This is a genomic window from Pseudomonas sp. MYb60 (assembly GCF_002979555.1).
Taxonomy (GTDB): domain Bacteria; phylum Pseudomonadota; class Gammaproteobacteria; order Pseudomonadales; family Pseudomonadaceae; genus Aquipseudomonas.
The window spans coordinates 99,346-120,716 of sequence record NZ_PCOZ01000013.1; the positions used below are offsets into that span (position 1 = coordinate 99,346).

Below are 21,371 nucleotides of genomic sequence, written 5' to 3' on the forward strand. Positions count from 1 at the left end.
AATCAGGCTTTGGCCTTGGGCATCTGCGAAACCAGCGACAGGTTCACATCCATGCCCTCGACCTGGAAGTGCGGCACGGCATACAACTTGACGCGGAAGAAGCCGGGGTTGTCCTCGATATCTTCAACCGTGACCTTCGCATCTCGCAGTGGGTGCGAAGCTTGCAGGTCATCGCCCGGATCAGTCATTTCGGTCACCAACCCGCCGATCCATTTGTTCAGCTCAAGTTCCAGCAGACGACGGTCCTTGGTGGTCCCGATGTTTTCGCGCTGGATCAGCTTCAGGTAGTGGGCTATGCGGGACAGCAGGAAGATGTAAGGCAGGCGCGCGTTGATGCGGCTGTTGGCGGTGGCGTCGGCCGTGTCATACAACGCAGGCTTTTGCGCAGAATTGGCTGAGAAGAAGCATGCATAGTCGCGGTTCTTGTAGTACGAAAGCGGAATGAAACCGAGGTTGGCAAATTCGAACTCGCGCGTTTCCGGGATCATCACTTCGGAAGGGATCTTGACCTGATTGCCGGTGCCCAAGTCGTACAGATGGATCGGCAACTCCGTGACGGCACCACCCGATTGCGGCCCACGAATCTGCACGCACCAGCCGTTGGTGACGAAGCTCTTGACCATGTTGGCGGCAAAGGCAAAGGACGCATTGGTCCACAGGTACTTGTCGTGATCCGGCCCTTTTACGCTTTCGATGTAATTGAAGCTGCGTACGGGAACGGTGTCAGGCCCATAAGGCAGCCGACCCAGAACGCGTGGCATGACCAGGCCGATGTAGCGTGCATCATCACTGTCACGGAATGCCTTCCACTTGATGTATTCGGCACGGTCAAAGTAGTTGCCGATGTCTTTGATCGCGGCTACATCTTCCATGGAGTCTTTGCCAAAGAAAGCCGGACCTACGGAACCCACAAACGGCATATGCGCAGCGGCGGCTACTTTTGAAATATTGCGCAGCAAGGCAATGTCCTGAGGACTCCGGTCAAATTCGTAGTTGGAGATGGCCGAGGCAATCGGCTCACCCCCTGGGGTATCGTATTCCTGGGTATAGGTATGCAGATACAAGCCACTCTGGGCGATTTCCGGAGCATCCTCGAAATCCTGCACCAAGTGGTCCTTGCTGATATCCAATAGCTCTATACGAACGTTCTGACGGAAGTCTGTCTGGTCGATCAGCGATTTCACGCCACGCCACGTTGACTCGACGCGTTGAAAGTCAGGATGGTGCATGACCACGTCAAGTTGGCGACTGATCTGCATATCCAACAAAGCGATATGCTCGTCCAGCAGAATCTTGTCCAACCGCTCGACTTTTTGCGGAGATTGCTTAAGCAACTTTAAAAAGACACTCACGGCGGCCGTTACCCGCTCATCGGCCGAGACCTCAGACAGCGCCTCAGAGTTCTGGAAAACCTCGATACCTCCCAACTCAGCAACTGGACTTAAGTTGATCTTGTTAAACAGAGTGGCATACACACCATTGTTTTCTTCAGGCAACACTGTAGCACCGCGCGATTGCACGTTGGAATTTTCTGCAGGCATGATGGAACTTCCTTTTAAAACTACCGATATGAATTAACGTTCTTCTTTGGGCGCCAAAGCAGCCAACTCGGCGCGAAGCTCATCACTAAGTGCGTCATCCTTAAGGATGCGCTCCAGCTCATGACGAAAGGTCACGTTATCCAACAGGTTCGATTTGAGGTCACGCAACAGGTTGCGCATGGCCAATAAGGCCCGCAGTTGCGGAATCTGCCGCGCTACCTGCTCGGGCTCGAAGTCCTTCATGCTCTGGAAATTCAACTCGACGGAGGTGTCAGATGCATCGCCGGCCAATGTGTTATCGACTGCGAGTTTCAGGCTAGGCGAAAACTCGCCCAGAACACTGTCGAAGTTGTTTTTATTGATGTCGACCTTGCCTCGCTCAGAGAGCGGGCGTTGCTCCTTGCCATTGCTGTAATCACCCATGACCATCAACTTGAGCGGCAACTCGACTTTCTTCTGAGCACCACCAGTATGCAAATCAAGCTTGATATTGACTCGCGCCTTGGGCACTTCATTCTGAAAACTATTTGAAGCCATGACCCCTCCCCTCCAGACACTTTTTCAACAGCAGTTGCTGCCGTAAATAAAGCAAGACTGGAACCTATACCTCTAGCCGACTCGCCAGCATACTCACCGACCACAGTACATAAATTCCATTTCATGAGGTCAAAGTGCTACATACCGTGCACTTATTTCCTTCCTCATTACAATGAAGTATCTCAATCAACCTTGACCAGCCCCCAAAGCACGAGAGGGAACTTTCGATAACGAATTGGCGAGATTTCCCACAGACACCCCATTTTCGCCTACTGCCTGGAATGAACCGCCCTTGACGCCAGCCCCCTTGGCCAAATTCCTCTCTCCACCCTGATGAAGCTTGGATTGACGGGATCGCACCCCTCAATCACGTGTCTTTTTTACCGCCATCGAAAGACTGCTTGAACACCTCTGCCAGCCACTTCCGATAGTGCGTTCCGAAAAACCTCGCAATCGCGAAAAATAACGAGCCCATTTCCACGATAAACGTTATGTATTTGGATATTCTGGGCAAGAAGGCCACGTCTCCATTCATCTCATGAAGGGCCAAAATCATGCCAAATACCTCGTTCATTGCCTCACTGCGTACCGCCCTCGGCACATCTCCGCGGCCCCGCCCCGTCAGTTGCGCCTCGTACCCCATGCGCTTGAGCGTATTGTTGAGCGTGTTCTCGCTGATGCTTTCCCGCGGCTTGCTACGATGGGGCAGCAAGAAGGATTGTGCCGGCAACTTGGCCGCCAACAAGCCTTTGATGATTTCAACGGCTGGCCGGGACAGCGGCACAATGTAAGGCGGGATCTCCTCGCTTTCCTGACGCTCACGCACCTGCAATTGCTTGACCCCCTCGGCCGGGATGATCCACAACCCTCGCTCCAGATCGAACTGCTCAGGCTTGGCCGCGCGCAACTCGCCCGTGCGCACTCCGGTCAGCAACGGGAAGCGGATACCCGGCACCGTATTGGGGTGGCCACCGCAGCTGCGCAGCTTGTGCAGGAATAAGGGGAGTTCGTCCATCCGCAGATGAGGATTGTGGCGGACTTTGGGTTTGGGCAGGATGTCTTTGTCGAAGTGACGATCTATCTGCGACAAGGCGCTTTGGCGTCCCGCGTTCAGGCTCAATGCCCTGAACGCGCGCCAGTCTTTGAAAACGCTACGAATCGAGTTCTCGGTCGAAGCACTGGCGGCCAGCCGCGCTTCACGGCGGTTGGCGCGCGGATCGATGCCCTGGGCGACCAGCGCGCGCGCCTCGTCACGGGCCGTGCGCGCCTCTTTGAGGCTGACTGCCGGGTAAACACCGAAAGAAATGCGCGCCTGCTTGCCCAACCAGTAGAAGCGGAAGTGCCATTGCTTGGCACCCCTGGGGCCTACGAATGTCGCAAGCCCACCCGAGTCTTTGAGGGCGTAGTTCTTACCGTAAGGTTTCGCCTGGCGAACGGCAGTATCGGTCAAGGCCATGAGTACATCTCCCGTCTCGTAGGGTCGAGGAGATGTATATCGATGCCGCACCGGGGCGCTCTACTCAAAAACCGCTGTGCCCGCCACCCGGACTCTATGTACATTAAAAATGTACTTAAAATTCACGGCTGAGGGTGGTTTTCGGCAGATCGAACTGGAACGAAAAAAGACGCCTAAGCGTCTATTTTCAATGACTTACAGAACTCAATGAAACTCTGTAGATCTATAATTGGAGCGGGAAACGAGACTCGAACTCGCGACCCCGACCTTGGCAAGGTCGTGCTCTACCAACTGAGCTATTCCCGCTTGGTGATGCGCATTCTATCGGAATCTCAGAACCCGTCAACCCCTTGATTCAAAAAAGTTTTATTTCTTTTCCACGGTGGTGCGCAGATGAGGCCAGGCTGCGCGCAGATACTGAAGCATGGACCACAGCGTCAGGCCGGCTGCGATCAGCAGTAAGGCGTAGCCGGTGAGGACCCAGAAGGAAAAGTCCGACGGGTTGGCCAGTAGGATCACCAGCGCGAGCATTTGCGCAGCGGTTTTCCATTTGCCCAGGTTGGACACGGCCACGTGGGCACGGGCGCCGATCTCGGCCATCCACTCGCGCAGCGCCGAGACGACGATTTCGCGGCCGATGATGACCGCCGCCGGCAGGGTCAGCCACAAGTTGCCGTGTTCCTGAACCAGCAGGACCAGCGCAACGGCCACCATCAGCTTGTCGGCCACCGGGTCCAGGAACGCACCGAAGGGCGTGCTCTGCTCCAGGCGGCGGGCCAGGTAGCCGTCCAGCCAGTCAGTGGCGGCGGCGAAGGCAAACACCGAGCTGGAGGCGGCATAGCTCCATTCGTACGGCAAATAGAACAACAGAATGAAAATCGGAATGAGCAGGACGCGTAGAACGGTGATCAGATTAGGGATATTCATCGGCACAACTGGCTACGAGGTGGAAAGGCATTCTATTCGCTGTGCAGGTTTGCATAAATCAACTCAGCGAGCTTTTTACTGATACCGGGTGCTTTGGCGATCTCGTCAATGCTGGCACGGGACAGCTCCTGCAAGCCACCAAAATGTTTAAGCAAGTCGCGACGCCGTGTCGGCCCGACCCCCGCCACCCCTTCCAGGGTTGAGGTTCGCCGGGTTTTGCCACGCCGTGCGCGGTGGCCGGTAATGGCGAAACGGTGAGCTTCGTCGCGGATCTGTTGAATCAAATGCAGGGCGGGTGAGTCGCCTTTCAAGGTGAACTCATGGGCCGCATCATTCAAGTACAACGTCTCGAAACCGGCTTTACGCGTGGCACCTTTGGCCACGCCGAGCAGAATCAAGTCCGGTACCGCCAGTTCGTTGAGTACGTCGCGGGCCATGGACAACTGGCCCTTGCCGCCGTCCACCAGGAGGATATCGGGTAACTTGCCCTCCCCGTCCTTCAGCTTGCTGAAGCGGCGCGTGAGCGCCTGATGCATCGCGGCGTAGTCATCGCCGGCGGTCACGCCTTCAATGTTGTAGCGCCGGTAGTCGGCTTTGATCGGGCCTTCCGGGCCGAACACCACGCAGGACGCCACCGTGGCCTCGCCGCTGGAGTGACTGATGTCGTAGCACTCCAGACGCTGCGGTGGCTCGTCCAGGTTGAGCACCTCGGCCAAGGCGTCGAAGCGTGCGGCGACGTGCTGTCGATTGGCCAGGCGTGCACTCAAGGCCTGCTCGGCGTTGGTCACGGCCAGTTGCTGCCAGCGCGCGCGGGTGCCTCGTACCCGATGACTGATATCGAGTTCGCGGCCGCGCAGCCCGTGGATCGCCTCGATCAACGTGGGGAAATCTTCGTGGACGACGTTGACGATCAATTCCGAAGGCAGGTCGCGCTCCGGGCTGCTGACGTAGTATTGGCCAAGGAACGCGGCCATGACTTCCGACACATCTTCGTCGATACCGGTTTGCGGGAAGAAGTTCTTGCTGCCCAGCACACGCCCTCCCCGCACGCTGATCAAATGCACGCAGGCGCCACCCGGGTTGACGAACGCGGCGATTACGTCGACGTCGCCAGTGCCGCCTTCCATGCTCTGCTGGTCCTGCACGCGGCGCAGCAAGGAAATCTGGTCACGCAGTTCGGCGGCGCGTTCGAAGTCCAGGGTGCTGGCCGCCTGCTCCATGGCGCTGGACAGCTCGTCGGTGAGCGCATTGCTGCGCCCCTCGAGGAACATCACCGAATGCCGTACATCTTCGGCATACTCGGCCGCATCGACCAGGCCAACACAGGGGGCTTTGCAGCGTTTGATCTGGTACTGCAGGCACGGCCGGGTGCGGTTCTTGTAGAAGCTGTCTTCGCACTGGCGCACAAAAAAGGTTTTTTGCAACAGGCTCAGGCTTTCCCGGATGGCGCCCGCACTGGGATAAGGCCCGAAATACTTGCCCTTCTGCTTCTTTGCGCCACGGTGGATGCTAAGGCGTGGGAAATGGCCGTCGGACAAGAATACGTAAGGGTAGGATTTATCATCACGCAGCAGGATGTTATAGGGCGGGCGCCATTCCTTGATCAGCGTCTGCTCAAGCAGCAGTGCCTCGGTCTCGTTCGCGGTGATGGTGGTTTCAACCTGGGCGATCCGCGCAACGAGTGCGGCCGTCTTGGGCGCAAGGCCGCTCTTGCGAAAATAGCTCGCCAGACGGTTCTTCAGGTTCTTGGCTTTACCCACATAAAGCAGGCGCGCCTCGTTGTCGAACATGCGGTACACGCCGGGGCGTCCACTGCAGGTCGAGAGAAAGGCGCTTGGATCAAACGATGTGGTCATGTCAGGCGCTGGCGTCCACCATGCCATGGCGCACCGCGAGCAGGGTCAATTCAACATCACTGCTGATGGCGAGCTTCTCGAAAATGCGATAGCGGTAAGTGTTGACGGTCTTGGGCGACAGGCACAGCTTGTCGGAAATCGTCTGGACCTTCTGGCAACCGACAATCATCAGCGCAATCTGGATTTCCCGCTCCGACAACACATCAAACGGCGACTCGCTGGTGGGCTGGAAGGATTTGATCGCCAACTGCTGGGCAATCTGCGGGCTGATATACCGCTGACCCGCAAACACCAGGCGAATGGCCTGGACCATTTCGGCCAAGCCGGCGCCCTTGGTCAGGTAACCCGCCGCGCCAGCCTGCAGAAGACGGGTCGGAAACGGGTCTTCCTCGCACACGGTGACCGCCACGACCTTGATGTCCGGGTGACTGCGCAGCAACTTGGTGGTGGCGCCCAGGCCGCCGATGCCGGGCATCTTGACGTCCATCAGCACCACATCGGGTTTCAGTTCCCGCGCCTTGACCAGGGATTCTTCCCCGGACTCAGCCTGGCCGACCACTTGCAGGCCATCGATGTCAGCCAGCATTCGTGTAATGCCTGTACGAACGAGATCATGATCATCGACTACTAGCACCCTAATCAAGCAGACACCTCGCGAAATGGTCTTATAGGTTGCCGGACACCTTAGCAAAAAACAGCGGCGCAGACCTAGTTGCAAGCGTCATATAGATAGACACTTCGCGCCCCCAAAACCTGCCAGACGACCGGCTCAAGCATGGGCAAGGGTCGGTTCAGGCCTTTGGAAGGATCGACTTGGGCTTGCCGTTCTGCGACGTGGCGCACTCGGCCAGCGTAGCGGTCAACCGACGGATAGCGTCCTGATCTTCCTTGAACAGGGCCCGAAAGTGCTCAAGGAGCTTTTCTTCCAGCCGGTTCAGGTTTTCCAGTTGGAGTGGCGTGCGATTACCCGTCAGCACGTACAATACATCCACGCCTCGCCCGGCGACGCGTGACAAGTAATCGGCCTTGGGCGCTCGCGCCCCACCCTCATACTTGCCTTGGGCATTGGCTTCAACACCGCCGATTTCACCAAACATTTTCTGTGACAGGCCAAGACGTTCTCTTTCCTGCCTTAAACGCGCGCCGATTCCACTCATTTGGATCCATGATCCTTTTTGGCACACCCCAAGAGGGGGCGCGCTGATCCCATTTGCACACAGCAGCATACGCTTGTGCGCTCGATGTGCTTGCGCTACTCCCCCAGCGCTGCCGGACACTCGCGCTCCATGCGCCAGAAACAGTCCTCCTCCCCGACGATGCTCAGCCCCGAACGCTGATACAGCCGGCGTGCCGGGTTGGTCTTGAACACGGTCAAGCGCAACAACCCCAGCGCCCGCGCCTTGACGGCCATGCTTTCAAGCACCCAACTGCCCGCACCCTGCTTGCGATAGCGCTCCAGCAGATGCAGCTCGCGGATATACAACGCCCGGCTGTCGCGGCTCAGGCTGATGAACCCCATCACATGGTCGTCGTCGCAGATCAGCCAGTTTTCACGGCCCGCCCAGGCTATGTCGAAGCCGTCGCCGGACCACCACAAGCCGTACTCCTTGTAATAGGGGGTCATGGCGTCATGGGTCAGGTTCCGGGCGAATGGCAGGTCTTGGTCCGTCGCTGCGCGCAGGTGAAACGTCATTTAGATGAGCACCCGTGCGCAAGACCGAATACCGACACCCGCGGTGATGAAAAGGGGTTGCGCAACAACAAGGGGCAAGGCAGTCATGATCGCGTCCTGGCAAATCAGTATCAAAGTATGTTCAGCATATCTCGGCAATAGCCATCAGTGCCTGCACGCCATAGAAATTACTGATTGAATCCAGCCGCATGCCTCTAGTAAGCTCCCTCCATCATTTGGAGACACGCCATGTTGCAACTCACCCACACTCAGGTCTGCCCTGCTGCCAGCGCCCCGCGCTCGGTGTCGGCTACCCGTGTGAACGGTTCGAGCGCACAGGCATGCTTTTATTTTGGGTATTGGTTTAGCCACTGGCGCGCCTGATACCTGAAATCGGCGCCCACTACTCAAGGGGTCGCCTGCCAGAGAAATCTAACCCCCGGTCGGCTCCCCGACCGGGGGTTTTGTTTTTCAGGCCCTTGAATTTTTCGAAGACTACTTAAAGGACACACGACATGAACTACGCCACCTATTACCGCTACGACACTTGCACTGCATGGCGATTTAGCAAGCTCCGCTCGGGACAGCCTGCCGCCTCCGATCGGTCACCTCTTGGTGGCAAGCCAACACACGTAGCCGATACGGCCAATTGTCGAACACCCCAGTAGGGCCGCGCGCGGGAACAACCCGCCGCCTGCCCAGGAAGCCCAGAACATGAACTCTGCCACCGCCGTTTTGCCCCGCTCCGCCCTGAACAGCGCCCTCACCTGCGCCAACGAAGCACTCTCCCAGCGCCTGCCCAGCGCCCTTGAGCTCAAGCAGCAATTGCCTCTCAGCCCGTTCCTCAACGAACAAGTGCATGCCCATCGCCAAGCCGTGCGCGCTATCCTCAACGGTGACGACTCCCGCTTGCTGGTGATTGTCGGCCCGTGCTCGATCCATGACCCCGAATCGGCCATGGAATACGCACGCAACCTGAAGAAGCTGGCGCTGGAAGTCAGCGACCAGATGTTGCTGGTGATCCGTGCCTACGTCGAAAAACCACGCACCACCATCGGCTGGAAAGGCCTGGCCTACGACCCGCACTTGGATGGCAGTGATGACATGGCCGCCGGCCTCACCCTGTCCCGTGAACTGATGCGCGAGATGCTGCGCCTGGGTCTGCCAGTCGCCACGGAACTGCTGCAGCCGATGGCCGCCGGGTACTTTGATGACGTGCTCAGCTGGGTTGCGATTGGCGCACGCACCACCGAGTCGCAGATCCACCGCGAAATGGCCAGTGGCCTGGGCATGCCCGTGGGCTTCAAGAATGGCACCGACGGTGGCGTCGCGATCGCCTGTGACGCCATGCGCTCGGCGTCCCATCCGCACCGCCACTTCGGCGTCGACAGCCAGGGTCATCCGGCGATCATCCAGACCCCGGGCAACCCCGATACCCACATGGTATTGCGCGGCGGTCACCGTGGACCGAACTACGATGCGCAGAGTGTCGCCCAGGTGAAGCACGATCTGGCCAAGTCCAAGGTCGCGGCGCGCATCATGGTCGATTGCAGCCATGCCAACAGTGGCAAGGACCCGCTGCGTCAACCGGCGGTGTTCAACGAGGTGTTGGAGCAGCGCCTGCAAGGCGACACGTCGCTGATCGGCATGATGCTGGAAAGCCATCTGTTCGAAGGCTGCCAGCCGTTGAGCGCCTCGATGAAATACGGTGTGTCGGTGACCGATGGTTGCCTGGGTTGGGAAAGTACCGAGCACTTGTTGCGCAGTGCGGCCGAGCGGTTGCGCGCGAGCAACGCCCCCATCTGATCGATGAAGACCAGACTGTGGGAGGCTCCCTCCTACAGTTTGTCGTCGACGATTCGTGACGCGGGGTAAAAAGACCTTTCTCGAATCGGCGGTTTTTCCGAAGGAACGCCACGGGGATACTCGACTCCACTGTTCACACGCCCTTTCGGAGTTACTGATGTCTACCCCTACGCACACCATTCCGGCCTTTGGCCTCGGCACGTTCCGCTTGCAGGGCAAGGTGGTGATCGATTCGGTCAGCAATGGCCTGGAATTGGGCTACCGCGTCATCGACACCGCGCAGGTCTACGAGAACGAAACAGAGGTAGGTCAGGCGATTGCCGACAGCGGCATTCCACGTGATGAGCTGTTCATTACCAGCAAGATCTGGATCGCCCATTTTGCCGAAGGCCAGTTGATCCCCAGCCTCAAGGAAAGCCTGCGCAAACTGAAGACCGATTACCTGGACCTCACCTTGATTCACTGGCCATCCCCGGAAGACAAGGTGCCCGTTGCCGAATTCATGGAGCAATTGCTGGAAGCCAAGCGCCAAGGCCTGACACGCCAGATCGGCATTTCCAACTTCACCATCGACCTGATGAAGCAAGCCATCGCCGCGGTTGGCGCCGAGCATATCGCCACCAACCAGGTCGAATTGCACCCGTACCTGCAGAACCGCAAGGTCGTGGAGTTCGCCAGCGCCCACGGTATCCAGACCACCTCGTACATGACCCTGGCCTACGGCGAAGTGCTCAAGGATCCCGTGATCCAGCAGATCGCCGAGAGTCACCAGGCCACAGCGGCGCAGGTCACCCTGGCCTGGGCCCTGCAGCAAGGTTTCGCCGTGATCCCCTCTTCAACCAAACGCGCCAACCTGGAGAGCAACCTCAAGGCCCTGCAACTGACCTTGAGTGCCGAGGACATGGCCCGGATCGCCGGCCTGGAACGCGGCCTTCGCTTGACCAGCCCAAAAGGCATTGCGCCGCAGTGGGACTAGACCCCTGCCACCGGTGTGCGGGATAACTCCCGCAACCAGGGCAATACCCGCAGGCCAGCTGCGGCCTCGGGCGGGTCGATGATGTCCATGAAATGTTCCAGGTTGACGTTGTCCGGAACGCCCGGCAGCCGCACCAATACCGCCGGCGACGTGCCGCTGGCTGCGCCCAGGTCCAGATGGTCATAGACCAGCACATGGCGCGCCTGGGCTTGTGGCTCGCAGGCTTGCACCGCGAGCCCGGCATTGATGATCAGTACGTCAAAGGGTGTTGCCGGGCGGGCCGTGAGCCGCTGGACTTCATCGAAGGTCTGGACCGGGACGATACGGTAGTACCCCAGCTGGTTGAGCATTTTCTCGATGTACAACCGTTGCAGGTGCAGTTCATCGGCAATCAGGATGGTCAGTGCTTTGTTCGGCATGGCAAACCCCTGGACAGTCAACGCTCGTCAGTGAGCGCTGCCCATTTTCCAGACATATCCGGCGGACAAAATCAGCCTTGTTCCCCTTCAGCGTAGGAGTTATCCCAAATTGACCCAACGGCCGTCACGTCAGTCAACGCCTATTGCCGTAATGGCTCAAGGCATGATGCAAGCCGTTGATGGCAGCGCCGACGGTTTCAACCGCATCGCCCAATGCAAGGCTGTCTCGACGTTCACACACGCCTTCCAACGCTTCGCACCCGTCGATCAGCACAGAGGCCCTGACCATCCTCGCCCCCCCTTTGACGCGATGGGCCAGGTCGTGCAGCTGTGCAAAATCGCCCTGACGTTGCAGCTCGGGTAACAACACACGATCTTCTTCAAGGCTACCGAGCAAGGGCTTGAGCAGCTCATCCAGCGCGCAGGCATCGTCTCCGGTCAAGGCGACCAGCGCGCTCAGGTCGAAGACCGGTCCAGGCTCATCCACAACCGCCAGTGCCGTGTGAGGCGCCAGCGCCAGGCGCAAATCTTCAAGCCCCGTGGGTTTGAACAGGCAGGCGTCCATGCCTGCTTGCCGGCAGCGCTCGGCTTCTTCCGGTTGCGCGTTGGCGGTAAATCCAAGCAACAGGCAGCGCTCCAACCCGCGCTGCTGTTCGTGGGCACGGATCGCCCGCGCCAGTTCATAACCGTTTTTGCCGGGCATATTACAGTCAGTGATCACCCCATCGAAATGCCCGGCCTGCCACAACGCAAGGCCCTGGAGGCCGTCTTCGGCCGTGACAATGCTATGCCCGAGGAAGCCCAATTGCCGCGACAACAGCAGGCGGTTGGCCGGGTAATCGTCCACCACCAGAATGTTCAGCGCGCGCACGGCAGGAAGCGGCGCAGCGATTGAGGCCACCGGTACCGCCGCGCTCACCGCCAGCGCCAACGTCACATCCACCCGCGTCCCCTTGCCCAGTACACTGCTCAAGTGCAACTGACCGCCCATCATCTCGCACAGGTTCCGGCTGATCACCAATCCCAGGCCTGACCCGCTGCGGGCAGATTGCTCATGGTTGCTACCCTGGATAAACGGATTGAACAATCGACGTTGATCCTCGGCACTGATGCCAATACCGGTATCTTCCACCCACAACCGCAGGTCCAACTCATTACCACCGGACGCGGGTGCACAGTGCGCCCCCAGGCACACCTGCCCGGCGTGAGTAAACTTGATGGCGTTGCCGAGTAAATTGGAGACCACTTGCTTGAAACGCAGCGGGTCGATCAGGACCGTATTGTCTGTGCCGGCGTCGAGTACCACGCGCAAGGCCAACCCCTTGTCCCGCGCCAATCCCTCGAACACCCGCGCCACGGACACCAGCAACTCATGCAGGTTGGCCGGCTCAAGGGTCAGGGACAGGTGCCCGGACTCAATGCGCGCGATATCGAGAATATCGCCGATCAACTCCAGCATGCCCCGGGACGCTACCGACGCCACTTCCAGCGCATCCCGATCGGCACGCCCCTGCTCTGCGTTCTTCAGGGCCAGTTCGATCATGCCGATCACTGCGTTCATCGGCGTTCGGATTTCATGGCTCATTGTCGCAAGAAAGGTGGTCTTGGCCCGGTTGGCGGCATCGGCCTCCTCCTTGGCCTCCTGCAGCTGGCCAAGCAAACGCTGGCGCTCGCTGACATCGACCCAGCCAGCGATCATGCCGACGACTTTTTCGTCGCCATCGCGGTAAGGCAGCATCCATTGGTAAATGGTCCGGACATCGCCATTGGGGACCTTGAGGACGCGATCATGAATCTGCGGCTCACCGCGCGCCATCAAGTGCAAGTAATCGGCGTGGAACGACTGGGCCTGCGGGGGGTTGCCCGTGTCGGTTTCCACCACGGTCTTGCCGATCACATCCTCAAGCTTGAAGCCGAATACGTTGAGGTAGGCATTGTTGCACGCCATCAACCGGCCCTGACGGTCACGCACGTAGATCGGGTGAGGTGTACCGTCGATCAACACGCTCATGAAACGCATCTGATCACTCAAGGCTCGCTCCGCCTGCGCGCGCTTGCGGATCAGGTTACGCAAATAGAGTACCCACCCCAGGGTGATGAGCAGCAACAGCGCAGCCACGCCAAAGCCCTGGATGATCGCGTTGCGATGGCGGATCCAGTAGCTGTCTTCGAGGATGATTTCGCTGCGCCAATGATTGGTCAGCTCATCCATTTCCTCAGGCGAAATGCTCAACAGAGCCTTATCGAGGATCGAATACAGCTCCAGTTGGCTGCGATTGACGCCAAACGTGATCCGTGCCGGCTCCGTACCGATCGTACTGGTGATGCGCAGGCGCTCCCGAAAATTGCGCGTGATCATGTAACGCGCGCTAATCAGTGAAACGACTGTCGCATCCACACGGCCACTGGCAACCAGCTCCATGGCGTGCTCGGGGTTCTCCACGTCCACAAACTCGATGCCGGGATAATCAAGGGCCATTTGCGCGGCCAGGCTGTTGCCGCGGATGAACGCGACGCGCTTGCCAGGCAGATCTTCGGCCGTGAGCAAGCGCTTATCATCGGAGGCCACCACCAGCACATAAGGGTTGGACAAGTAGGGCCGGGTGAAGCGCAGCTTCTCGGAGCGCTCGACACTGGGCGTGATGACCGCCAGCATGTCCACCCGACCAGCCTCGGCATCCTCGATGTGCCGGGGCAGCGAACTGCCCCGCTCCACCTCGAACTTCAGCCCGGTGCGCAGACTGATCCGCGACAGCACTTCGGCGCTCAAGCCCTCGAATTGATTTTGCTCGTTGAAGTAGGACAGCGGCACGAATTTGTCGAGCACCGCCACTTTCACCCTGGGGTGCTTCTCCAGCCAGCGCTGCTCGCTGTCACTCAAGCGCAGCCGCTCGGCTTCCAGAAAACCGCTGCCGCCGGCACTCCAGCGACGCAGGATCTCCATCTGACGGTCGGCCGGAATCGCAGCCAATGTGGCGTCGAAGATCGTGCGCAGGCGGGTATTGTCCCGCGTGAATGCGAAGCCGAACGGGTTGACCTCCAGCGCCGAAAAGTCCGCCATGCGGACATTATTAAGGTGGTTCTTATTGATCAGGTAAGGGGTACTGATGGCGTCACCCAGGTAGACATCCGCCAGGCCGAATGCCACGGCACCGATCGCTTCGAAGGTCGAGGCAAACAATTGCAACTGCGCCTGAGGATAGAAGGCCTGGACGACGCCAGGCTGCATGTAGTGGTAGAGCATCGCCACGCGCTTGCCGGCCAGGTCGGCGCTCAACGAATGGCTGTCGCCGGCACGGGTGACCAGCACAGGTTGATCATTGGCATAGGATCGGGACAGCACCAACTGGGGGTCCGCCGCTTCGTAACCATTCGCCGACGCGACGAAATCCAGCGCGCCCACCTTGAGCGCTTCGATCACTTCATCACGGGTGTCGAAGCGACGCACCTCGATCGTGACGTGCAATACTTGAGCGATCATCGCTGCGTAATCGGCAGAGATACCCTCAAGTTCATCATTGTTGTTGGTCAAGTCAAACGGCGCGTAATCGGGCGCCGAAACCCCCATCACCAAGGTTCGCCGCTCCCGCAGCCAGCGCCAGTCGGCCTCTTGAAGGTGTACGTTGAGGTTTTCAACGGTTGAGTGACCCAACAGCCGCAGTCGGTGCGGCTCATCCAGGGCCATCGCCGCCAGGGACGACAACCCCATCAGCAGGATGACCATGAATGCCAGCAACCGGCGCGCGGCCATGTCAGATCAGATGATTGCGCTGGGCGAATTTGGACAGGTGCACGACCGACGACATCCGCAGTTTCTCCTTTAATCGCGTCTTATACGTACTGATGGTCTTGTGACTCAGTAGCATATCTTCCGCAATTTCCTTGTTGCCCAGGCCCAGGGCCAGCTTTTGCAGCACGGTCAATTCACGGTCCGACAACTCTTCGACCATGTCCTTCTCGGTAGACTGCAGATCATCACGGCGAACCGAACTGTAGGGAAGGCTGGGGAAGCAGCTGTAGTTGGACATCACAGCCTTGATCGCCTTTTGCAACTCGTCGAGTTCGCCGGTCTTGGCCACAAACCCCTTGGCACCGGCGCGCATGCACCGCGAGGAAAAAAACACGGCAAGGTACGACGTCAGCACCAGGATCTTGCACGGCAGCCCCAAGGCCGTAATCCTGCTGATCACCTCCAGCCCGCCCAGTTTGGGCATCGCCAGGTCGAGGATGACCAGATCCGGACGCTCCTCGCGTGCAATTTGCATGGCATCGGCACCGTTGCCTGCCTCAAAAATGTCGGTGAAGCCCTCCTTTCTGAGGAGGTAAATAACGGTGGCGCGTATAAAAGGGTGATCGTCCACAACTAACGCTTTGTTGCTCATAAGGCTCCCCTGATAGGGTCAGTACGCTTACATATCACTCGGGACCTTTCTACCTGTGAAAAGTAACAGTTCCGACAAACGGTGCTGATTACCCCTTCACTCTTCAGGCAGTCAAAGCCCCTCCTCTTGAAAAACACGGTGACTACTTAACGCCGAGCCCGAAGTACCAAGCAGGCACAAGCGCGCAACCTTAACAACGCCGTGTTTTTTCAAATGAAGGGATCCTCCCGAATGGTTGTAGGACTTTTCCTCAGTTAAAGCGTAGCCAGATTTCCGCAGAATTGATCGCGGCCGCGTATTGACCGCCAGCACCCGTCAGCCTGCACCGAGGCTGAAAGGTGTGCGGTGCTGGCTAGACGGTTCACTGCCAGCCGAACGTGCGGATGTAGTAGCCCTTCACCGCCTGGGTCAGTGCCATGTAGGCGAGCAGGATCATTGGCAAGAACACGAAGTACAGCGAAGGCAACGCCTGCAATTTGAAGTAATGCGCCAGCGGGCCCATGGGCAGGAAAATGCCCACCGCCATGATCACACCCGTCATGACCAGCAACGGCATCGCCGCACGGCTTTGCAGGAATGGGATTTTCGGTGTGCGAATCATGTGCACGATCAGCGTCTGGGTCAGCAACCCCACCACAAACCAACCGGATTGGAACAGGGTCTGGTGGTCTGGGGTATTGGCGTCGAACACGTACCACATGAGGGCAAACGTGGTGATGTCGAAAATCGAACTGATCGGCCCGAAAAACAGCATGAAACGCCCCACATCCCCCGGCTGCCAGCGTTGTGGCTTGGCCAGCATTTCGTCGTCGACGTTGTCGAACGGGATCGCGATCTGGGAAATGTCATACAGCAGGTTCTGCACCAGCAGATGCATCGGCAGCATCGGCAGGAACGGGATGAAGGCGCTGGCAACCAGCACCGAGAACACATTGCCGAAGTTGGAGCTGGCGGTCATCTTGATGTACTTGAGCATGTTGGCGAAGGTGCGCCGACCTTCGAGCACGCCCTCCTCCAGGATCATCAGGCTTTTTTCCAGCAAGATGATGTCGGCGGCTTCCTTGGCAATATCCACCGCGCTGTCCACCGAAATACCGATGTCCGCGGTGCGCAGCGCCGGGGCGTCGTTGATACCGTCGCCCATGAAGCCCACCACATGCCCATTGGCCTTGAGCAACCGCACGATGCGTTCTTTATGGGACGGCGTCAGCTTGGCAAAAACATTGGTGGTTTCCACAGCCTTGGCCAGCTCGGCGTCGGTCATGTCCTCGATGTCGTTGCCCATCAGCAGCCCTTGTTGCTCCAGGCCCACTTCGCGACAGATCTTGGCAGTGACGCGTTCGTTGTCGCCGGTCAGCACTTTGACCGCCACGCCATGGGCCTTCAACGCCTGCAGCGCCGGAGCTGTGCTCTCCTTGGGCGGATCAAGGAAAGCGACGTAGCCGATCAGCGTGAGGTTGTGTTCATCCGCCAGGCTGTAGGTGTCACGCCCAGGCGCCATCGGTTGCGCCGCCACGGCCACCACCCGCAGGCCTTCTTCGTTGAACGCGGCCGTCACCTGGCGAATACCTGCCAGCAACGCTTCGGTCAGCGGCTCGAGGGTGTCACCGTGACGTACGGTGTTGCACACCGAGAGGATTTCCTCCACAGCCCCCTTGCAAATCAGCAGATGCGGCCGGCCTGCTTCGGCGACCACCACTGACATGCGCCGGCGGTTGAAGTCGAACGGGACCTCGTCGACCTTATGGAACGCGGTGCCGACTTTCAGCTCGCGGTGCACCTCCACATGCTCCAGCACTGCGACGTCCAGCAGGTTTTTCAGGCCGGTCTGGTAGAAGCTATTGAGGTATGCCATTTCCAATACGTCGTCGGACTCTGCGCCCCACACATCCACATGGCGCGCCAGGAAAATCTTGTCCTGGGTCAGGGTGCCGGTCTTGTCGGTGCACAGCACGTCCATGGCGCCGAAGTTCTGGATCGCGTCCAGGCGCTTGACGATCACCTTCTTGCGCGACAGGAACACCGCGCCCTTGGCCAATGTCGACGTGACGATCATCGGCAGCATTTCCGGGGTCAGGCCCACAGCGATCGACAGCGCGAACAGCAGAGCCTCGGTCCAGTCGCCCTTGGTGAAGCCGTTGATGAACAGCACCAGCGGCGCCATCACGAACATGAAGCGAATCAACAGCCAACTGACCTTGTTGACCCCCTGCTGGAATGAGGTGGTCGCGCGGTCCGTGGCGGTCACCCGCTGCGCCAGGGCGCCAAAATAGGTGTTGTTGCCGGTGGTCAGGATCACCGCCGTCGCCGCGCCCGACACCACGTTGGTGCCCATGAACAGGATGTTTTCCAGGTCGAGCGGGTTACGGCTGGCGGTGTCCTGCTGCTGGGCGAACTTCTCCACCGGCAGCGACTCACCGGTCATTGCCGACTGGCTGACGAACAGATCCTTGGCACTCAGGACACGGCAGTCGGCGGGGATCATGTCACCGGCGGACAGCACAATGAGGTCGCCCGGCACCAGTTGCCTGATCGGCAACTCGATGCGCTGGGTGCCATCGCGACGCAGCACGGTGGCGGTGTTGCTGACCATCGCCTTCAGCGCATCGGCGGCCTGGTTGGACTTGGTCTCCTGCCAGAAGCGCAGCAGGGTCGAGAGCACCACCATGGAGAAAATCACCGTGGCGGCCTTCAGATCTTCGGTCAGCCAGGAGACTACCGCCAGCAGGGTCAGCAGCAGGTTGAACGGGTTCTTATAGCAATGCCACAGGTGCACCCACCACGGCAGGGGCTGCTCGTGCTCGACTTCATTGAGACCGTGCTGCATGCGCAGGGCGTCGGCTTCCTGAGTCGTCAAACCCTCGGAATGGCTGCCCAGGGTGCCGAGCAATTGCACCGAACTGCTGCTGGCCGAGACCACCAGGGTGTGCGCCAGGGTCGGCGGGACTTCGCGGCTGACGCTGGCGTCGGTCACGGTTTCAAGCATCGCCAGTCGGCGGAAATGCCGGGCGATGTGCCGGGTCCGCAGGAAGCCGGCAAAGAACTCTTTGAGCAGAGTGAAGTTCATGGTGTTACTCCTGCGCGAGGAAACCTTCGGGCAGGTACGACCGTCTGCACCGCGCCCGTTTTTTAGGCACAGCCAGGTTGGCCCGCCTGCCGAAAAGGCAGGCGCGTCCGTAGCATCCCGGGGTTACCCAGGTGCTGGTCAGCGTCGATGAGAGGGATTCGGGCAGGTGCCAGGACTGGCCACTACCGGGATGCCGCTTCTCGCTATTAGTGGCGAGACAACGGCATCGAAAAAATGCGCGTTACCTTGCCAAGCCTGTGCCGGTTACCGAAACCGGCCGACTACTGTCACTCGAACAAGTACCCACTGAGGGTCTCCGCTATTGATGAAAACGCGCGAAGCTTACGCCCCGACTTCCGGAGAGTAAACCGCAGGAAAGTATCCCGGTGGGGAATAAGAGGATTCTTCAGGAAGGGTTCAGGAAGCCCTTTTCCTGGATACGCAGAAGATCAAAAGCGGGAGCTGGCTTGCCTGGCACCACCAGGGTTAGCGTATATCCGTTGCTATACCGTGCCCGGGCGATCTCTCGCCACCACCCTCAAGTAATCTTCAACCCGCCCACCCGCCAGCGCCTTGACCTGAATCGACACCCTGCGCCGTTACCCGCCCTCAATCGTCCCGCGTCAGCACTTCCAGTAACTCAATCTCAAAATGCAGGTTGCTGTTGGGCTTGATATGCGCGCCCATCGACCGCTCGCCATAAGCCAGATGCGCCGGTACGAACACGCTACGCACACCGCCCACCTGCATGCCCATCAAGCCTTGGTCCCAGCCCTTGATCACACGCCCAGTACCGATCACGCACTGGAACGGCTTGCCCCGCTCCCAGGACGAATCGAACACTGTGCCGTCTTCCAGGGTGCCGGTGTATTGCGTGGTGATCAGCGCGCCTTTGACCACGGCTTTGCCGGTGCCGGGGCGGATGTCGGTGATTTGGAGTTCTTCGGGGTTCATGGGGCGCTCGCTGATGGTACAAAGGGTGGGGTTTTCCCAGAATCGGGTAGATTTGGCAAGTGCAGGAAGAGTCGTTGCGATGACCTTGCCCTTTAACTCGCAGGACGTTTCCGAGAGAATCCCAATCGCTTGCGCCGCTCAAATCAAGTTTTTCCGCCGTTGCGGCGCAAACAGCAAGGGATCAACTGGAGGGTACTTCACGCACGTTGGTGCTGTCGGTCATGCATCTGGTGGGCATGGCCGGTGTGAGGATGGATCGGACGCTGGAGTGCATGCATGCCGATCTAATACAGTGTCGTTCAGGGTATGGGGGGGCATGCTCCACACTTTCAGTCGACTCCACTACCCCTACGAAAAAATGCGAAATTCCTTTGCTAAAACCCAAACCCAACCTATTTATGGCGCGTAGCACTCGCATTCATCCTGCTCAGAGTCCATTAACTCTGAACTGGGAATATCAGAATGACCATCGGCTCCAACTTTAATTACCCCGCAGATACCACCCAACACCCTCATCGAAAAAAGCGATCCAACAAGAACAAATGGGCAGCCAGGTTCCCTAACCCACCTGACTTGTGTTTTGACTACCGCGCTCTCGTTGAGCAGGTCAACGGAATTGCCCAGGCTACTAAACCCCACCATAAAATATGCGTTATTGGCGCTGGCATTACAGGCTTAACAACGGCACGTGAACTTCACCGGTGCGGCTTCAAAGATATTACGTTAATTGAAAAGTCGACGCGTATTGGCGGCAGGCACCTTACTGCTCTTGGGAATAATAATACCAGGACCGTTGGCAGACCGCCTTTTGAGATGGGCGCAATGAGAATGCCGTTCTTCAACACATCAGACGAGCCGCCTAAAGAGGGACGTTCACTCATGGCCTATTACGCCAACGAATTCGAATTGCGCCACACAGACTTCCCCAATCCAGGCAGCCCTGCGGTCCGATCCACAGGTATATTTCTTCGAGAAGGAAGCATAGATGGTAGCTCTGAACCCACCATGCTTATCTGGAAAAACACTGATGGAAAAACGCCACCTCCAGGTCAAACACTGGGCAATGTTTTCGCAAAATGGAAATCCTTCGCCGAGCGCATGACGTTGATTGTCTCCGAACATTACGGTTCTGAAGGCTGGGAGGACATGTGGCATTCGATAGTTAAAAAATATGAAAGTATTTCCTTTCGCGACTTGGTAAAAATGCCTCGCATCGATAACTGGCACCCTAGTGACGCCGGAAACTTCGGCGGCATGGGTATGACTGCACAAGAATCCGCTGTTTTCTACTCTATCGGTATCGGTGATGGCAGTTGGGGAGCATTCTATGATGTATGTTCGCTTTACCCTCTGCGGACGGCTATATTTGGATTCAGCAGTCACCTGCAATTGATCCACGGGCGTGTAGACTCGGACGGCGCACCGATGGAGTCGCCTTACCTGGATCATCCCGAAACCTTGGATTCGAGAGGCCTTGCATTCAACAAACCAAACTACATAGGCCTTGGATCTCTGGCCGAATCCTTACTCTTCATCAAACCCGACGACACACATGAGTCTCTATACGAGCACCTACTAAAATTTCATTCAGGCTTCATGACCAATTGTGCAGTGACAAAAATCAAAAAGCTAAAAAACGGGAAACTACGGGTCTATTTCGACTGGAACGTCACACAAAAAGAAAACTCCAAAAAAGAATTCTGAATCGCCCCTAGTTTCGTAGACACCTCCAAGCCTTAAAATGAGGCCCATTAGGAGGTGCCATGAGCAACCAGCGA

General features: G+C 58.3%; 16 protein-coding genes and 1 tRNA gene. 3 read left to right on the top strand and 14 right to left on the bottom strand.

Annotation, left to right across the window (positions count from 1 at the left end; genetic code table 11):
* Window positions 1–2 precede the first annotated feature (2 nt).
* From tssC to CQ041_RS20215, 9 genes are all read right to left on the bottom strand, one after another.
* Window positions 3–1,541: a type VI secretion system contractile sheath large subunit gene (gene tssC / locus CQ041_RS20175; protein ID WP_105524211.1), complete on the bottom strand. Its 1,539-nt coding sequence runs from the start codon at window positions 1,539–1,541 to the stop codon at window positions 3–5.
* A 33-nt stretch (window positions 1,542–1,574) separates the two neighbouring features.
* Window positions 1,575–2,078, bottom strand: a complete 504-nt coding sequence (tssB, locus tag CQ041_RS20180) for a type VI secretion system contractile sheath small subunit (protein WP_105524212.1) — start codon at window positions 2,076–2,078, stop codon at window positions 1,575–1,577.
* A gap of 367 nt (window positions 2,079–2,445) precedes the next feature.
* Window positions 2,446–3,534: an integrase arm-type DNA-binding domain-containing protein gene (locus tag CQ041_RS20185; RefSeq protein ID WP_105524213.1), complete on the bottom strand. Its 1,089-nt coding sequence runs from the start codon at window positions 3,532–3,534 to the stop codon at window positions 2,446–2,448.
* Between the two features lie 230 nt (window positions 3,535–3,764).
* Window positions 3,765–3,840, bottom strand: a tRNA-Gly gene (locus CQ041_RS20190).
* 60 nt (window positions 3,841–3,900) lie between these two features.
* Window positions 3,901–4,461 (bottom strand): CDP-diacylglycerol--glycerol-3-phosphate 3-phosphatidyltransferase, encoded by a 561-nt coding sequence (gene pgsA, locus CQ041_RS20195; protein ID WP_105525209.1) that lies wholly within the window; start codon window positions 4,459–4,461, stop codon window positions 3,901–3,903.
* Between the two features lie 32 nt (window positions 4,462–4,493).
* A complete protein-coding gene (gene uvrC, locus CQ041_RS20200) occupies window positions 4,494–6,317 on the bottom strand; it encodes an excinuclease ABC subunit UvrC (protein ID WP_105525208.1) in 1,824 nt (607 codons plus the stop codon).
* Between the two features lies 1 nt (window position 6,318).
* Window positions 6,319–6,960 (bottom strand): UvrY/SirA/GacA family response regulator transcription factor, encoded by a 642-nt coding sequence (gene uvrY, locus CQ041_RS20205; RefSeq protein WP_105525207.1) that lies wholly within the window; start codon window positions 6,958–6,960, stop codon window positions 6,319–6,321.
* Window positions 6,961–7,108: 148 nt separating this feature from the next.
* Window positions 7,109–7,474, bottom strand: coding sequence for a helix-turn-helix domain-containing protein (locus CQ041_RS20210; protein ID WP_105525206.1), 366 nt, complete (start codon window positions 7,472–7,474; stop codon window positions 7,109–7,111).
* Between the two features lie 95 nt (window positions 7,475–7,569).
* On the bottom strand, window positions 7,570–8,010 hold the full coding sequence (locus tag CQ041_RS20215; protein ID WP_105525205.1) for a GNAT family N-acetyltransferase: 441 nt from the start codon (window positions 8,008–8,010) through the stop codon (window positions 7,570–7,572).
* A 693-nt stretch (window positions 8,011–8,703) separates the two neighbouring features.
* On the opposite strand from CQ041_RS20215, the gene CQ041_RS20220 reads away from it, so the two are divergent.
* Window positions 8,704–9,795, top strand: coding sequence for a 3-deoxy-7-phosphoheptulonate synthase (locus CQ041_RS20220; protein ID WP_105525204.1), 1,092 nt, complete (start codon window positions 8,704–8,706; stop codon window positions 9,793–9,795).
* Window positions 9,796–9,952: 157 nt separating this feature from the next.
* A complete protein-coding gene (gene dkgB, locus CQ041_RS20225; protein WP_105525203.1) occupies window positions 9,953–10,771 on the top strand; it encodes a 2,5-didehydrogluconate reductase DkgB in 819 nt (272 codons plus the stop codon).
* Here the strand turns inward: dkgB and CQ041_RS20230 are convergent.
* From CQ041_RS20230 to CQ041_RS20260, 5 genes are all read right to left on the bottom strand, one after another.
* Window positions 10,768–11,190, bottom strand: a complete 423-nt coding sequence (locus tag CQ041_RS20230) for a chemotaxis protein CheY (protein ID WP_105525202.1) — start codon at window positions 11,188–11,190, stop codon at window positions 10,768–10,770. The genes dkgB and CQ041_RS20230 overlap by 4 nt on opposite strands.
* 133 nt (window positions 11,191–11,323) lie before the next feature.
* Complete coding sequence (locus CQ041_RS20235) at window positions 11,324–14,941, bottom strand: transporter substrate-binding domain-containing protein (protein ID WP_105525201.1); 3,618 nt, start codon at window positions 14,939–14,941, stop codon at window positions 11,324–11,326.
* A 1-nt stretch (window position 14,942) separates the two neighbouring features.
* Window positions 14,943–15,572 (bottom strand): response regulator transcription factor, encoded by a 630-nt coding sequence (locus tag CQ041_RS20240; RefSeq protein ID WP_105525200.1) that lies wholly within the window; start codon window positions 15,570–15,572, stop codon window positions 14,943–14,945.
* Window positions 15,573–15,933: 361 nt separating this feature from the next.
* The gene (gene mgtA, locus CQ041_RS20245; protein ID WP_105525199.1) at window positions 15,934–18,639 is read right to left on the bottom strand and encodes a magnesium-translocating P-type ATPase; all 2,706 of its coding nucleotides are present in this window, start codon (window positions 18,637–18,639) and stop codon (window positions 15,934–15,936) included.
* 609 nt (window positions 18,640–19,248) lie between these two features.
* Window positions 19,249–19,593: an FKBP-type peptidyl-prolyl cis-trans isomerase gene (locus CQ041_RS20260; RefSeq protein WP_105525198.1), complete on the bottom strand. Its 345-nt coding sequence runs from the start codon at window positions 19,591–19,593 to the stop codon at window positions 19,249–19,251.
* Between the two features lie 462 nt (window positions 19,594–20,055).
* Here CQ041_RS20260 and CQ041_RS20270 point away from each other — a divergent pair, with 462 nt between their 5' ends.
* On the top strand, window positions 20,056–21,297 hold the full coding sequence (locus CQ041_RS20270) for an FAD-dependent oxidoreductase (protein WP_308701363.1): 1,242 nt from the start codon (window positions 20,056–20,058) through the stop codon (window positions 21,295–21,297).
* The last annotated feature ends 74 nt before the right edge of the window (window positions 21,298–21,371 follow it).